At 35.8% G+C, this 15,367-nt stretch carries 15 protein-coding genes; 14 read left to right on the top strand and 1 reads right to left on the bottom strand.

Translation table 11 applies throughout. The features are described from left to right. Positions 1-103 precede the first annotated feature (103 nt). From coaBC to spoVM, 10 genes are all read left to right on the top strand, one after another. Positions 104-1,309: a bifunctional phosphopantothenoylcysteine decarboxylase/phosphopantothenate--cysteine ligase CoaBC gene (gene coaBC, locus BN999_RS03120; protein WP_096269938.1), complete on the top strand. Its 1,206-nt coding sequence runs from the start codon at positions 104-106 to the stop codon at positions 1,307-1,309. Beyond that, on the top strand, positions 1,306-3,714 hold the full coding sequence (gene priA / locus BN999_RS03115) for a primosomal protein N' (RefSeq protein ID WP_096269937.1): 2,409 nt from the start codon (positions 1,306-1,308) through the stop codon (positions 3,712-3,714). Before coaBC ends, priA begins: the two co-directional genes overlap by 4 nt. 15 nt (positions 3,715-3,729) lie before the next feature. Then, complete coding sequence (gene fmt, locus BN999_RS03110; protein ID WP_096269936.1) at positions 3,730-4,671, top strand: methionyl-tRNA formyltransferase; 942 nt, start codon at positions 3,730-3,732, stop codon at positions 4,669-4,671. 2 nt (positions 4,672-4,673) lie between these two features. Then, complete coding sequence (rsmB, locus tag BN999_RS03105; protein ID WP_096269935.1) at positions 4,674-6,023, top strand: 16S rRNA (cytosine(967)-C(5))-methyltransferase RsmB; 1,350 nt, start codon at positions 4,674-4,676, stop codon at positions 6,021-6,023. A 118-nt stretch (positions 6,024-6,141) separates the two neighbouring features. After that, the gene (locus tag BN999_RS03100; RefSeq protein WP_096269934.1) at positions 6,142-6,903 is read left to right on the top strand and encodes a Stp1/IreP family PP2C-type Ser/Thr phosphatase; all 762 of its coding nucleotides are present in this window, start codon (positions 6,142-6,144) and stop codon (positions 6,901-6,903) included. Beyond that, positions 6,897-9,005: a Stk1 family PASTA domain-containing Ser/Thr kinase gene (gene pknB / locus BN999_RS03095; protein ID WP_096269933.1), complete on the top strand. Its 2,109-nt coding sequence runs from the start codon at positions 6,897-6,899 to the stop codon at positions 9,003-9,005. The genes BN999_RS03100 and pknB overlap by 7 nt, the downstream gene beginning before the upstream one ends. Beyond that, a complete protein-coding gene (rsgA, locus tag BN999_RS03090; protein ID WP_096269932.1) occupies positions 9,006-9,887 on the top strand; it encodes a ribosome small subunit-dependent GTPase A in 882 nt (293 codons plus the stop codon). A 1-nt stretch (position 9,888) separates the two neighbouring features. Beyond that, positions 9,889-10,545: a ribulose-phosphate 3-epimerase gene (gene rpe / locus BN999_RS03085; RefSeq protein WP_096269931.1), complete on the top strand. Its 657-nt coding sequence runs from the start codon at positions 9,889-9,891 to the stop codon at positions 10,543-10,545. A 10-nt stretch (positions 10,546-10,555) separates the two neighbouring features. Further along, positions 10,556-11,200 carry a thiamine diphosphokinase gene (locus BN999_RS03080; protein WP_096269930.1) on the top strand — a complete coding sequence of 215 codons (645 nt, stop codon included), beginning with the start codon at positions 10,556-10,558 and terminating at the stop codon, positions 11,198-11,200. Between the two features lie 33 nt (positions 11,201-11,233). Next, positions 11,234-11,335 carry a stage V sporulation protein SpoVM gene (spoVM, locus tag BN999_RS03075; protein WP_306418992.1) on the top strand — a complete coding sequence of 34 codons (102 nt, stop codon included), beginning with the start codon at positions 11,234-11,236 and terminating at the stop codon, positions 11,333-11,335. A gap of 203 nt (positions 11,336-11,538) precedes the next feature. Here spoVM and rpmB read toward each other — a convergent pair whose 3' ends face one another. Beyond that, on the bottom strand, positions 11,539-11,727 hold the full coding sequence (rpmB, locus tag BN999_RS03070) for a 50S ribosomal protein L28 (RefSeq protein WP_042144919.1): 189 nt from the start codon (positions 11,725-11,727) through the stop codon (positions 11,539-11,541). 281 nt (positions 11,728-12,008) lie between these two features. On the opposite strand from rpmB, the gene BN999_RS03065 reads away from it, so the two are divergent. From BN999_RS03065 to BN999_RS03050, 4 genes are all read left to right on the top strand, one after another. After that, positions 12,009-12,371, top strand: a complete 363-nt coding sequence (locus BN999_RS03065) for an Asp23/Gls24 family envelope stress response protein (RefSeq protein ID WP_096269929.1) — start codon at positions 12,009-12,011, stop codon at positions 12,369-12,371. Positions 12,372-12,403: 32 nt separating this feature from the next. Continuing rightward, complete coding sequence (locus BN999_RS03060; protein ID WP_096269928.1) at positions 12,404-14,065, top strand: DAK2 domain-containing protein; 1,662 nt, start codon at positions 12,404-12,406, stop codon at positions 14,063-14,065. Between the two features lie 153 nt (positions 14,066-14,218). Further along, positions 14,219-14,404: a hypothetical protein gene (locus BN999_RS03055; RefSeq protein ID WP_096269927.1), complete on the top strand. Its 186-nt coding sequence runs from the start codon at positions 14,219-14,221 to the stop codon at positions 14,402-14,404. Continuing rightward, on the top strand, positions 14,404-15,051 hold the full coding sequence (locus BN999_RS03050; protein ID WP_096269926.1) for a DsbA family oxidoreductase: 648 nt from the start codon (positions 14,404-14,406) through the stop codon (positions 15,049-15,051). Before BN999_RS03055 ends, BN999_RS03050 begins: the two co-directional genes overlap by 1 nt. The last annotated feature ends 316 nt before the right edge of the window (positions 15,052-15,367 follow it).

Raw genomic sequence — 15,367 nt, 5'->3', positions numbered from 1 at the left:
AGTATCCCTTGCATTAAGATGCAAGGGATTATTTTTTAATTGTAAATTATGGTATAACTAGACTAGAAGATTTAAGTAGTATTCGGAAAGGTGTTTATTAGCGATGCAGAATAAAAACGTATTATTAGCAGTATCTGGTGGAATAGCTGCTTATAAAGCTTGTGCATTAACTAGTAAGTTAACTCAACAAGGGGCCAATGTAAAAGTGATGATGACAAAATCAGCTGTTGAATTTGTCTCCCCTCTAACGTTTCAAGCACTATCAAGAAATCCGGTTTTTACGGACACTTTTGATGAAAAAGATGCAAAAAAAATTGCTCATATTGATTTGGCTGATTGGGCTGATATCTTAATCATCGCACCAGCTACAGCAAATATTATTGGCAAAATTGCCAATGGGATTGCAGATGATATGATTACAACTACTATACTGGCAACGAAGGCTAATGTTTATATTGCACCGGCCATGAACGTGAATATGTATGAACATCCTGCCGTTATGAAAAACATGCAGACATTATCAGATATTGGATACTTCTTTATCGAACCGGGTGCAGGTTATCTAGCTTGTGGATGGATTGGTAAAGGGCGGTTAGAAGAACCATCGACCATTATTGAAGTGATAAATGCGCATCAAAACAGCCCACGACCATTATTGGGTAAAAAAGTTCTGATTTCTGCTGGCCCCACAAGGGAAAGTATTGACCCAGTACGCTTTTTCACTAATCGCTCATCAGGCAAAATGGGATATAAACTAGCTGAAGCTGCTCTAGAAATGGGAGCAGAAGTAACATTAGTATCAGGCCCAGTAAATTTAGATGTCCCATCTAGTTCCATCAACCGAATTGATGTGGTCACTGCTGAAGAGATGTATCAAGCAATGACTAAAGAATTTCCTTCTCATGATATAGTTATAAAAGCTGCTGCGGTCGCAGATTATCGACCTATTCATACCTATGATGAAAAGATGAAAAAGCAAGATGGCATACTACAAATTGAAATGGAACGAACAAAAGATATATTGAAAACTTTAGGTGAGATGAAAACCAAACAATTCCTCGTTGGTTTTGCTGCAGAAACACAGAATCTTAAAAAGTATGGGTTGGACAAGCTAAAACGCAAAAACTTAGATGCTATTGTTGTTAATAATGTAGGGCAAGAGGGTGCTGGTTTTGAAGGTGATACCAATATAGCTACCTATTTTAATAAGAAATTGCAAGAATATGAAATCCCAAAAGCAACTAAAAAAGAAGTTGCAAAAGAAATACTAACGCTGATTTTACGAGATATGAAGGATGAGAAAGCGTGAATATTGCAAAGGTAATAGTTGATGTTCAAGCGAAAACCATAAACCAAACTTTTGATTATGCAATACCAAATCGATTTCAAGATATTCTTTCCGAAGGCATGCGAGTCATTGTTCCTTTTGGACCAAGGAAAATAACTGGATTTGTTGTGGCAATCGAGTCTACATCTGAATTTGATAAATTGAAGGAAATTATCGATGTACTAGATATTCAACCTGTTTTAACTAAGGAATTATTAGAATTAGGTAAATGGGTAGCTGAGGATACATTAACCATGTACATAACTGCGTATCAGGCCATGTTACCTCAAGTGTTAAAGGCACAATATAAGAAAGAGATTGTTCGGAACACTAAAGAACGAATGGAAGAAGAATTTGAGTTTTTATTTGCAGGTAGGGATGTTATAGATTTTGAGGAATTCGAAGGTTCTAATATCCCATATTCTAAATTGCAGAAGGCCGTCCAGGAAACTACGATTTCCATTAATTATCTTGTTAAATCAAAAGTTACTAAAAAACTAGTTACAGTAATTGAACCAAACAAAGAACATTATTTATTAGAAGAAACATTAATGGATTTACCAGCTAATGCAAAAAAACAACGAGCAATTCTCTCTCATTTTCTTCAACAGCCAGATCCAATTGAGCAAAATAAATTATTTCAATTCACAAATGGAAATAGAACGGTTGTTAAAGCACTTATTGATAAAGAATTATTAAAAGAGTATAAAAAAGAAGTATATCGTAATCCTTATGAGAACCATTCCTTTGAAACAACATATCCGCTTACATTAACCGAACAACAAAGAATGGCATTACAACCTATAAACGAAAAAATAATTAACGATGAACATGATGTGTTTCTTGTACATGGAGTAACCGGTAGTGGAAAAACAGAAATTTATCTTCAAGCCATACAAGAGGTCTTAAACAAAGGAAAAGAGGCCATTGTATTAGTTCCAGAAATTTCACTTACACCACAAATGGTTAGACGTTTCAAGGGACGCTTTGGTGATGAAGTAGCAGTCATGCACAGTGCTCTGTCAAATGGTGAGAAGTATGATGAATGGCGTAAGATACAAACCAAAAAAGTAAGAGTTGTGGTAGGTGCAAGGTCAGCAATTTTTGCTCCTTTTGAAAATTTAGGGATTATTATCATTGATGAAGAACATGAAACTACATATAAACAAGAAGATCAACCCAGGTATCATGCAAGGGATGTGGCAATTAAACGAGGTCAGTACCATCATTGTCCCGTTGTTCTAGGAAGTGCAACTCCAACATTAGAATCTTATGCTCGAGCGAAAAAAGACGTCTATAAGTTAGCAACCTTAGATAAACGAACAAATGAAAAAGCAATGCCAGATGTTGAGATTGTAGATATGCGTGAAGAATTGCATGCTGGAAATCGCTCCATGTTCTCTTCTAAACTAATGGAAAGTATGGAATCTGTAATTGCCCGTGGTGAACAAATAGTGTTACTACTTAACCGCAGAGGCTATTCCACCTTTGTTATGTGTAGAGATTGTGGTCACGTTAAACAATGCCCACATTGTGATATAGCATTGACTTATCATAAAAGAAACAATCAATTAAAATGCCATTATTGCTCTTATGAGGAAAGAATGCCATTAGAGTGTCCAGAATGTCAAAGTGATTCTATTCGTTATTTTGGAACCGGAACACAACGTGTCGAAGAATCATTAAATCAACTAATGCCACATGCACGGGTTATACGGATGGATGTAGACACAACAAGGAAAAAAGGCTCACATGAAAAGTTATTAAAAAGTTTTGCAGAGAGAAAAGCAGATATCTTATTAGGAACCCAAATGATTGCTAAAGGACTTGATTTTGGAAATGTAACATTGGTAGGTGTATTAACCGCAGACTCTATGCTACATTTACCTGATTTTCGTTCGAGTGAAAAGACTTTTCAGCTTATTACACAAGTAAGTGGTAGAGCTGGTAGACATGAATTACCAGGTAAGGTTATAGTGCAAACGTATACTCCGGAACATTATAGTGTTCAGCTTGCTAGTAGCTATGATTTTAATCAGTTTTTTAAGCGGGAGATGCAGATAAGAAGAACATTTCGATATCCTCCTTATGTTTTTTTAGCTTTATTAACCGTTTCACATCCAAATCATGTTAAGGTAGTCCAAATCACGCAACGAATTGTCCAATTATTGATGAGAGTTGTTAGTGAAGAAACCATTGTACTCGGTCCGACACCTTCACCGATATCTAAGATGAAAGATAGATATCGCTATCAATGCATGATAAAATACAAAAATGAACCAAATCTTAGAAAATACATTAAAAAAATAATGGATCAGTTTGCTGATGAAGTCCGAAAAGAGGACTTATTAATAACAGTAGATATGCAACCATACCATCTTATGTAGGAAGTAGGTTATGTAATGAAGCGAATAGTATTTATGGGAACGCCAGATTTTTCTGTTCCGATATTGAACAAGTTAGTTCATTCAGAATATGAAGTAGTTTTAGTAGTTACTCAGCCAGATAGGCCAAAAGGTAGAAAGAAAGTTATAACACCTCCTCCAGTTAAGATTGAAGCAGAAACTCATGGCATTCCAGTGTTTCAACCTGAAAAAATTCGGCATGAATATCAGGAAATATTGAATTATAATCCAGACATTATTGTTACAGCTGCATATGGACAGATTCTGCCAAATGAACTTCTAGAAGGACCTTCATATGGTTGTATTAATGTACATGCGTCATTACTCCCTGAGTTAAGAGGTGGAGCCCCAATACACTATGCAATTATGGAAGGCAAGAATGAAACTGGAATTACGATAATGTATATGGTTGAGAAATTGGATGCTGGCGATATTCTTACTCAAGAAAGTATCCCGATTGAAAAAAATGACCATGTAGGTTCCATGCATGATAAATTATCTGAAGTTGGTGCCCAATTATTAATGGAAACACTACCTAAATTATTTAATGGAGAAATAGTGCCGATTAAACAAGATGATTCTAAAGCAACATTTGCATCAAATATTAAACGTGAGCAAGAGCGCATTGATTGGAATAAATCTAACATCGAAATTTATAACCAAATTCGAGGACTTCATCCTTGGCCAGTGGCCTTTACAACCTATCAAAATCAAAATATGAAGATTTGGTGGGGGGAACCGATTGACGTGGAATATAATGGAGAGCCTGGGGAAATTATTACAATAGATCATAATGAAGCTTTTACGGTTGTTTGTGGCGATAATAAAGGAATACGTATCACGGAAATTCAACCAGCTGGAAAGAAACGGATGACCGTAAAGGACTATCTTCAAGGTTCTAGTGAACGAATAAAAGTCGGCACAAAAATGGGTGAATAATAATGGGAAAATATCTTCTTAGAAATACCATAATAGACTTATTACTCCGTATTGAACAAGATAGCGGATATAGTCATCTATTAATCAATCATGAAATTAAATCAAAGAATATCTCCCCAAAGGATGAGGGGTTATTAACTGAAATTGTTTATGGTACGATACAACGAAAAATGACATTAGATTACTATATAAACCATTATATTAATCAAAAGAAGAAGGTAGAGCCATGGGTCATGATGTTACTAAGAATGTCTACTTACCAAATGGTTTATCTAGATAAAGTACCCGATCATGCCATCATTCACGAGGCAGTTGAGATAGCAAAACAAAGAGGGCATAAAGGCATTGCTTCCCTTGTTAATGCAGTACTACGAAACATTCAACGAAATGGTGTTCCAACATTAAATGAAATTAAGGATCCAATTAAGCGTCTAGCTATTGAAACAAGTCATCCAGAATGGTTAGTAAAAAGATGGATAGACCATTATGGTCATGAAACAACAAGAGAGATGTGTTTGGCTAATCTTAGTCATAAATCCATTTCCATTCGCATTCAACCGATGAAGATTTCACGAGATGAAGCGATGGAGCAATTAAGGCAAGAAGGTTACAAAGTTTCAGAATCTACTTTCTCGGATCAAGGAATTATTATTGAACAAGGTAATATTCTAAAGTCAATTTTATTTGAAAAGGGTTTTATCACGATTCAAGATCAAAGTTCCATGCTGGTTGGAGAAGTGATTGACGCACAACCTGGGTTTACTGTATTAGATTCGTGCAGTGCACCAGGAGGTAAAGCCACTCATATAGCTGAGAAAATGCAAAATAAAGGTGTCATTCATGCACATGACTTACATAAGAAAAAAATTAAGCTTATTGAAAATAAAGCTGTAGAACTAGATTTATCCATTATTGATTCCGAGGCACTTGATGCAAGGAAGTTATCTAAACGATATAAATCAGAAACGTTTGATCGAATCTTAGTTGATGCACCTTGTTCAGGGTTAGGAGTAATGCGAGGGAAACCTGATATTAAGTATAATAAAAAGGAAGAAGATATTAAGAGACTTTCTGAGATACAACAGGAAATTTTGAATACCATTGCTCCCTTGCTTAAACAAGATGGTTTATTAGTCTATAGTACTTGTACGGTCGACCCAGAAGAAAATGAATATGTAGTTAAGGATTTTCTATATAACCATCCGAACTATCAACTGGATCAATCCTTTTTTAATGAACTACCTACAGAATTGCAGAAATCAAAGGGTGTATCTGAGTTTGGTCTACAACTATTTCCACAAGATTTTCAGACCGATGGTTTTTTCCTAACTAGACTAATTCGTAAATCTTAATAACTCCAGAAGTCTAGTAGTAAAGTATGGGAATCTGCAAGAAAAAGATATTCTTATTTGGTAATTTGTGTAATACTTATATTAAAAAAGTATTGCTTTATGATTAGGGGTGGTAGAAATGGAAGGACATTTTTTGACAGATCGTGGTCAAGTCAGAATCCACAATGAAGATTCAGGTGGTATTTTCCCAGGTGATAACGGTCAGTATTTAGCCATTATCGCAGATGGAATGGGTGGTCATCAAGCGGGTGACGTTGCGAGTGAGATGGCAACTACAATCTTGGAAAAGAGATGGCGTGAAAATGAAGGATTAAAGTCCCCTGAAGCGGCAGAGGAATGGCTTGAGCAAACCTTAATTGAAGCAAATACATCAATCTATCAACATTCACTGGAGAAAGAAGAATGTCAAGGAATGGGTACAACAATTGTAGTGGCAATATGTACGGAAGAGTTCATTACAGTTGCCCATATAGGGGATAGTAGATGTTATTTATATAATGAGTTTAGTTTTAAACAAATTACGGAAGACCATTCATTAGTCAATGCTCTTGTTCAATCAGGACAAATCTCAAAAGACGATGCACTTGTTCACCCCAGGAAGAATGTTGTACTTAAAGCACTTGGAACGAGTGAATTAGTCGAACCTGATATTCAGACCATAGTTTGGGAAGATGGGGATAAGCTATTATTATGTTCGGATGGGTTGACAGATAAAGTTCTAGATGGTGAACTAGCCGATTATATGAAATCTACTACGGATATTAAAGAAGTTGGTCAAAAGCTTATTGATTTAGCAAATGAACGTGGTGGGGAGGATAATGTTTCGCTTGTAATCTTACAGCATGAAACGACGGTGGAAGAAGGTGAACAATCATGCTAAATGGACACTTATTAAGCGAGCGTTATCGTATTAAAGAAAAAATTGGCGGAGGTGGGATGGCTGACGTATATCTTGCCAAGGATATTATTCTAGATCGTCAAGTCGCTATTAAAGTTCTTCGATTAGAATATGCGAATGATCAAGAATTCATCGCACGCTTTGATCGTGAGGCTCAATCTGCGACAAGTCTTTCTCATCCTAATATTGTCACCATCTATGATGTTGGTGAAGAAGAACAAATTCTATATATGGTCATGGAATATGTAGATGGTATGACTCTTAAGGAATTTATTCAACAATATGGTCCAATTGATGTGCCTGAAGCAATAGAAATTATGAAGCAGATGACTGCGGCAATTGCTCACGCCCATGAAAATGGAATTGTTCATCGTGATATTAAGCCACAAAATATATTAATTGATACATATGGTCATATAAAAGTAACAGATTTTGGAATCGCTGTTGCATTAAGTGCAACATCTCTTACCCAAACCAATTCCATTCTTGGTTCTGTACATTATTTATCTCCTGAACAAGCAAGGGGAGGAATGGCTACTAAAAAATCTGATATTTATTCACTAGGAATCGTGTTTTTTGAAATGTTAACAGGACGATTACCTTTCCAAGGTCAGTCTCCAGTTTCAATTGCCTTAAAGCATTTACAGAGTGATACGCCTTCTGTTAGAAGGTTTAGTCCAGATGTGCCTCAAAGTGTAGAAAACATCGTTCTAAAAGCAACAGCGAAAGATCCATTTCATCGATATAATACTGTTTATGAAATGGAAGACAGTTTAGATGTGGCTCTTTCTCCAGAAAAATTGGACGAACCTAAATTTGTTCCACCATCTGAAGTGGGAGAAGAAACTAAGGCTATACCCATCATTACAGAAAATCAACTAGAGAATATACATCAAGATACGATCATTCATCAAGCGAATGCAGAAACAAGGAAAGTTACTGAAAATGCACAACCCCAAAAGGGAACAGTAGAGACAAAGAAAAGTAAAAAGAAAAACAAAACGAAAAATAAAAATAAAAATAAAAAGAAAAAATGGCTTATAACAGCCATAATTCTGTTTGGGTTATTGTCTTTAGCCCTAGTTTTAATTTTTGTTATTCCTGGACTCACAAAGCCAAAAGATGTCACCATTCCGGATGTTATTAATTATGAATATAATGATGCAGTCGATGAATTAGAAGCGCTAGGCTTAGAGGTGGAACGTGGCGATGACATACCTTCAGAAGAAATTGAAGAAGGGAAAGTAGTTAAAACTGATCCTAACCCAAACGGAACTATTAAAGAAGGACAAACCGTAACAGTATACGTTAGTTCTGGAAAAGAAAAGATAGAATTTGCTGATTATGAAGGCAGGCAGATTGGGGATATTCGACGCTTATTAATTGAAAAAGGATACTCCTCTGACAACATTGTTATCTATGAGAAATTTTCGGATAAGCCTGCAGGAGAAATCTTAAAACAAGTGCAACCAAAAGCAGGGGAGGAAGTTATCCCTGAAGACACAAATGTAATTTTCGAAGTAAGTAAAGGTAAAGAACCAATTGAATTAGATAATTTAAATGGGTATACGGAAGAGGCTGCGAAAAAACACTTAGAATCATTAGGGTTAAAGATGCATGCAATTAAAGAACATTCAGAAACGGTTCAGGAAGGCATCGTTATACGTCAAGACCCAGCCGCCAATACGGAATTAAATGAAGGGGATACGGTTGATGTATATATATCAATCGGACCAGAAACATTACCAGTAAATAACTACACAATTGAATTTGATGTTAAATATACACTGGATGATGAACCTAATCCTGATAACGGAGATGAAAATGGTGACGGTAGTGGGGATGGAAATGGCAATGAACAAGGAAATCAAGATGAAAATCTTCCTCCTCAGATCATTAACATTTATATTCAAGACTATGATAATAAAGATTTTTCCGTGGTAGCTGAACAATATGAAATAACAAAAGATGAAACAATAACCATAAAGTTAAGAATTGAACAGGGATCAGAAGGACGTTATAAAGTCATGCGTGACGGGGAGATCCTAGTTGATAAAACTATTCCATATGAAGAAGGTGAATAAATGCCGGAGGGCAGAATTGTAAAAGCTTTAAGTGGATTTTACTATGTTCAAACAACGGATGATTTATATCAGTGTAAAGGTAGAGGTGTATTTCGTAAAAAGAATATTACTCCATTAGTTGGTGACTTCGTGTCATTTGATATACGTGAGGAAAAAGAGGGCTATATTACGGAAATAAAACCAAGGACGAATGAATTAATTCGTCCTCCCATTGCTAATATTACACAGGCTATCATTGTGAGTTCGGCGATTATGCCAGATTTTAGTACCACGTTACTGGATCGTTTTTTGGTGCTAATTGAAGCAAAAGGAATTACACCTATTATTTTTATTTCTAAAACGGATTTACTGACTGAGAATCAATTAGAATCTCTAAAAAAATATCAGGCTGACTATATGTCCATTGGCTACCAAGTTGAGCTTTTTTCCTCAAAAGAGCCACAAGATATGGATCGTATAAAAGGGTACCTAAAGGATCAAGTAACTGTTATTGCTGGACAATCAGGAGTTGGTAAATCCTCCTTTATAAATACGATTAGTCCAGATGCTTTAATAAAAACGGCGGATATATCCAAGAGTCTAGGACGAGGAAAACATACAACTAGACATGTTGAATTAATAGAAGTAAATGATGGACTTGTAGCTGATACTCCTGGATTTAGTGCATTAGATTTCACTGAAATTGAATCTGTGGAATTAATGGATTGTTTTCCAGAGATAAGAGAATTAAAGGAACACTGTAAATTTAGAGGATGCTTACATTCTAAAGAGCCTAAATGTGCTGTTAAAAGTGCAGCAGAAAATGGAGAACTTCCAAAATACCGTTATGAGCATTACATTAGTTTTTTGGAAGAAATACAATCTAGAAAGCCGAGGTATTAAGATGGTTAAAATAGCACCTTCCATATTATCAGCTGATTTTGCAAGGCTGGGGGAAGAAATTAAAGATGTCGAAATAGGTGGAGCTGATTATATCCATGTAGATGTAATGGATGGTAATTTTGTTCCAAATATTACAATTGGTCCCTTGATTGTGGATGCAATAAAACCCGTAACAACACTTCCATTAGATGTTCACCTTATGATCGATAATCCTGATCAATATATACCAGAATTTGCAAAGGCTGGTGCAGACATCATTACAGTGCATCAAGAGGCAAGCGTTCACTTGCATAGAACACTTCAGCTAATTAAGGCTAACGGTGTAAAAGCAGGTGTTGCATTGAACCCAGGGACGCCTGTAGAAATGATACGTGATTGTTTGAGTGAGGTTGATTTAGTACTAATTATGACAGTCAATCCTGGTTTTGGTGGACAATCATTTATCCCTCAGACATTAGAAAAAATGAAACAAGTTGCTGAGTGGAGAAGAGAACGAGGGCTATCTTTCGAACTTGAGGTAGATGGTGGAGTAAATATTGAAACTGCAAAAGCATGTGTGGATGCTGGAGTAGATGTCTTAGTAGCAGGTAGTGCAGTCTTTAATAAAACGGATAGAGAGCAAGCTATTCTTGAAATAAGACAAGCTGCTAGACAATAGGTAGAACTAAATGGTAGCAATCGGAATAGTTGGAAATGGCCCTAAAGATCTAATTCCTGATTTATCCTTATATCGTGAAACAATAGATATTTGGATAGGAGCTGATAAAGGGGCTCTTTTCGTTATTGAGCAGAAGATACCACTAGACTATGCTATAGGGGACTTTGATTCGGTTACTGATGAACAGGTAGAAATCATAAAGGATCATACTGAGAGCTTTGAACAATTTGGGATTGAGAAGGACTTTACGGATTTAGAACTTGCTCTACAACGGGCACTATCCCTAAAACCATCTAAGATAAACTTTTTTGGTGTAACTGGTGGTAGACTGGATCATACATTAATTAATATTCAATTATTAGAGCAGGTTTTAAAGTTTAACGTATCTGGAGTGATTATAGACCGTTTTAACGAGCTAGTTCTCTATCATCCTGGGGAACATCATATTAGACACAATGAGCATTTTCCTACTGTTTCTTTTATTCCCATGACGAAACAAGTTAGTGGTTTAACACTTACTGGGTTTTACTATCCATTAACAAATGCAACAATTAAAATGAGTTCAACTCTTTCTATTTCAAACAAGCTAATATCAAATAATGGTACTTTTTCATTTAATAAAGGCATAGTATTAGTTGTAAGGAGTCGTGGATAAAAATTAATACGATTCATGTATACGTGTTTGTAAATGGAGGAGGGCGAACTTATGAAATTTTATACTATTAAGCTCCCTAGAGTACTTGGAGGATTTGTTCGTGTAGTGATCGGGATTTTTAAGAAAGATAAGTAATTTCACTTTGCTTTTGTCATTTATTGGCAGAAGCACTTTTTTTGTACGGGTTGTATGGACTCATTAGAATGTATACAAGCTGATCACATTTAATTTGGTTACCGGTTGAAATAACTCACACAAATAGAAAAAAGCACCCATGGTTTAATATGGGTGCTTTTAGCTAATAACTAATGTAATACAGTAAAATGATAAGGTATATATTATACGCGTTCCACTTTACCTGATTTAAGTGCGCGTGCAGATACGTAAACACGTTTAGGTTTTCCGTCTACCATAATACGAACTTTTTGTACATTAGCTTTCCAATTACGTCTGTTGGAATTCATAGCGTGAGAGCGTTGGTTTCCAGTGCTAGTCTTACGTCCAGTAATAACACATTTTCTTGCCATGTTAATCCCTCCTACTCTAACATAAGTCAAATTAATACTTATACAATTTACCACAGATAGAGATAGATTGCAATAAGTATGCAAAGAATTATCACTTGACAGAATGAGTGGAATCGTTCATTGTTATAAGAGGCAAAATCTTTGTAACACATGACATTATAGGATTATACATCATAATTATTACATGAAAAAGAAAAGATAACCCAAAGAGTGTTAAGTGCAAATGCAAGTGATTTGTAGTAAAATATCCTTAAGATGAAGAACTTTAAAGGAGGATAATCATGTCCATTGAATTGAATACAAAAGATGGTCACGTAACTATAACTAATGAAGTTATTGCAACAATTGCAGGTGGTGCAGCAGTTGAGTGTTATGGAATTGTTGGGATGGCATCTAAAAGTCAAATCAGAGACGGTATAGCAGAAATTCTGCGTAAAGAAAATTATTCCAGGGGAATAGTTGTAAGACAAGAAGAGAATTCTTTACATATCGATATGTATATTATAGTTAGTTATGGTACAAAGATTTCCGAAGTAGCTAATAATGTACAATCTCAAGTCAAATATACACTAAGTAAAACATTAGGGCTTGAAATTGATTCCGTGAATATTTACATACAAGGAGTACGTGTTGCAAAAGATTAATTTTGCACGCCTGTTTAAAGGGAGGAAATATTGTGGCAGTACAAAAGCTAGATGGCATCACTTTTTCACAAATGGTATTAACGGGAGCTCACCATTTAACAAATAATGCCAAGAAAATAGATGCACTCAATGTATTTCCAGTGCCAGATGGTGATACTGGAACTAATATGAATTTATCCATGACTTCAGGTGCAAATGAAGTTAAGAAGAACAAATCAGAAAATATCTCAGAGGTAGCAGCTGCTTTCTCTAAGGGTCTACTAATGGGTGCGCGTGGAAATTCTGGAGTTATCCTATCTCAGATCTTTAGAGGTTTTGCAAAAGGGATGGAGAAGAAAGCTTCATTAACAACCGATGATTTGGCTATTGCTTTTGATACAGGTGTGCAAACCGCTTATAAAGCAGTTATGAAGCCTGTTGAAGGAACGATTCTAACTGTAGCTAAAGATGCAGCGAAAAGAGCTGTTGAAATAGCTAAGACAGAAGATGATATTATTGTTATGTTGGAAAAAGTCCTACAAGAAGCAAAAGCATCCTTGAAACGGACACCGGATTTATTACCTGTCTTGAAAGAGGTAGGTGTGGTTGATTCCGGCGGACAGGGTCTTGTTACTGTATACGAGGGATTCTTAGCTGCTTTAAAAGGTGAGGAACTTCCAGAAGATATAGATACGGTTGAAATGGATAATATGATAAATGCTGAGCACCATAAATCTGCCCAAGATTTTATGGATACATCAGATATTGAATTTGGATATTGTACTGAGTTCATGGTTAAATTTGAAGATGACAAATTAAAGGAAAATCCGTTTGATGAAACAGATTTCAGAAATGAATTAAGTGAACATGGTGATTCGTTACTAGTTGTGTCTGATGAAGACGTTGTGAAAGTACATGTTCATACTGAATATCCTGGTAATGTATTAACAATTGGTCAACGACATGGTAGCTTAATCAATATGAAAATTGAAAACATGCGTGAACAACATACAGCTATCGTCGGAGAAAAAGCCCAACATGAAACACCTAAAGAAAAAGCCGAGTTTGGTATTGTAACAGTTGCAATGGGTTCTGGTCTTAAAACATTATTTGAAAGCTTAGGTGCAACAGTTGTAATCGAAGGCGGACAAACTATGAATCCAAGTACACAGGATATTACAGAAGCTATTAACAAAGCAAATGCCAAGAATGTGATCGTTCTTCCTAATAACAAAAACATTGTGATGGCGGCTGAACAGGCACAAGAGTTGGCTGAAGGAAATGTTGCAGTAATAGCTACTAAAACTATTCCACAAGGGATAAGTGCTCTTTTAGTGTTTCATCCAGAGGAATCGTTGGAAACGAACAAGAATAATATGACTGAAGCTAGCTCATTTGTTAAAACTGGGCAAATTACTTATGCAGTTAGAGATACACAAATTGACGGAATCTCTATTGAAAATGGAAACTTCATGGGTATAGCTGATGGTAAGATTGTGACAACTCATAAGGAGCGATTTGAGGCTGTAAAACAGCTTTTCCAGGAGTTAATCACAGAAGATGATGAAATCTTAACTATCCTATTTGGTGAAGATGTTACAGAAGAAGAAGTGAATAGCTTAGTAAGCTATGTAGAAGAGAACTACGAAGATATAGAAATTGAAGTTCATAATGGCAACCAACCGATTTATTCCTATATTTTCTCTGTAGAATAATATTTGTTGTCTGGAAAAAAAGTCAAATCTCTTAGATTTGGCTTTTTTATTTCTTTGAACAAGCCTAATTATGCTAATTTCACAGTCCAATTATTAGATTGTAGTAGAGTATTCCTTTATAATCATACATAATCAAGGGAGGAGGAATTAGCAATGTTAAGAGATGAAGAATCCAACTCTATGCAATCTTCAGATCAAAAGAATTCTAAGGTAGCATCAAAAGGAATGAATGGGATAAGAAAAATTAAAAGTTTAGATATAGACACTTCCGCAGGATTTGTATGTGATATTAATACTGGAATTTGTGGACCAATTGAAAAAAAGAAAGAGGGAAAATAATGAAAATAACGATATGGTCAGATTTTGTATGTCCATTCTGCTTTATAGGGGAATCTCATCTGAAAAAAGCATTAGAAAACTTTGAACACAGAAGTGAAGTAGAAGTGGAATATAAGAGCTTCTTACTAATGCCAGATGCAAAATATGTTCCTAATCAGGGCTATGCACAAACCTTCTCAGAAATGAAAGGAATACCATTGGAACAGGCTAATACAATGCTAAATCAAGTTGTCGATATGGCGAAAGATTCTGGCTTAGATATTAATTACAATACAGCCAAGCTTGCTAGTACAAATGACTCACACCGCGTTTTTCAATATGCAAAAGAAAAAGGCTTAGGAAATGAATTCTTTAATCGCTTCTACTTGGCCCATTTTACAGAAGGTGAAATACTAAGCGATTCAGATACGATTGTTAATTTGGCAGAAGAAGTTGGACTTGATGGTGTGGAAGTAAAAAGTATCTTACAATCTGAAGCCTATAGCGATAAAGTAACACAAGATATATCAGAAGCACGAACTGTCGGTGTACAAGGTGTTCCGTTCTTTGTGTTTGTGAACAAATATGCTGTATCTGGTGCGCAACCGGTAGAAGTATTTTCTCAAGTTTTAAATCAGGTATGGGAAGAGGAAAATTCCCAAGAATAAATTGTTGATATACCGATTAGTTTAATCTACAAATAGTGTGTTAGAAACTGTGCGGTAACGATTGTCATTTCTATTATAGATGAAAGTGGTATGTTACCGCTCCGGCAGAATACTCCGCTTTCCGCGGGCCCGGCCTCAGCCTCCTCGAGGAAAAACCACCTCTGCGGGGTCTTCGGACACGTGCTATTCCCGCAGGAGTCTACGTATTCTGCCTGCGCTGGTTTAGGTTTCCTACTTTAAGATAGCAAATAATGATTGTGTTGGTTTTAATTGTTAATCTTTTTTCACTCAAACTAGCGAAGGAAATACACGGAGA

It is taken from the genome of Paucisalibacillus globulus, from assembly GCF_900184735.1.
In the GTDB taxonomy this organism is placed as follows: Bacteria; Bacillota; Bacilli; order Bacillales; family Amphibacillaceae; genus Ornithinibacillus; species Ornithinibacillus globulus_B.
This window is presented reverse-complemented; position numbering and strand designations above follow the sequence as displayed.

Bases quoted from the DNA above. Each gene is read 5' to 3' on its own strand.
- coaBC (WP_096269938.1), top strand. From the start codon at position 104: ATGCAGAATAAAAACGTATTATTAGCAGTATCTGGTGGAATAGCTGCT.
- fmt (WP_096269936.1), top strand. From the start codon at position 3,730: ATGAAGCGAATAGTATTTATGGGAACGCCAGATTTTTCTGTTCCGATA.
- rsmB (WP_096269935.1), top strand. From the start codon at position 4,674: ATGGGAAAATATCTTCTTAGAAATACCATAATAGACTTATTACTCCGT.
- BN999_RS03100 (WP_096269934.1), top strand. From the start codon at position 6,142: ATGGAAGGACATTTTTTGACAGATCGTGGTCAAGTCAGAATCCACAAT.
- pknB (WP_096269933.1), top strand. From the start codon at position 6,897: ATGCTAAATGGACACTTATTAAGCGAGCGTTATCGTATTAAAGAAAAA.
- rsgA (WP_096269932.1), top strand. From the start codon at position 9,006: ATGCCGGAGGGCAGAATTGTAAAAGCTTTAAGTGGATTTTACTATGTT.
- rpe (WP_096269931.1), top strand. From the start codon at position 9,889: ATGGTTAAAATAGCACCTTCCATATTATCAGCTGATTTTGCAAGGCTG.
- BN999_RS03080 (WP_096269930.1), top strand. From the start codon at position 10,556: ATGGTAGCAATCGGAATAGTTGGAAATGGCCCTAAAGATCTAATTCCT.
- spoVM (WP_306418992.1), top strand. From the start codon at position 11,234: ATGGAGGAGGGCGAACTTATGAAATTTTATACTATTAAGCTCCCTAGA.
- rpmB (WP_042144919.1), bottom strand. From the start codon at position 11,727: ATGGCAAGAAAATGTGTTATTACTGGACGTAAGACTAGCACTGGAAAC.
- BN999_RS03065 (WP_096269929.1), top strand. From the start codon at position 12,009: ATGTCCATTGAATTGAATACAAAAGATGGTCACGTAACTATAACTAAT.
- BN999_RS03055 (WP_096269927.1), top strand. From the start codon at position 14,219: ATGTTAAGAGATGAAGAATCCAACTCTATGCAATCTTCAGATCAAAAG.
- BN999_RS03050 (WP_096269926.1), top strand. From the start codon at position 14,404: ATGAAAATAACGATATGGTCAGATTTTGTATGTCCATTCTGCTTTATA.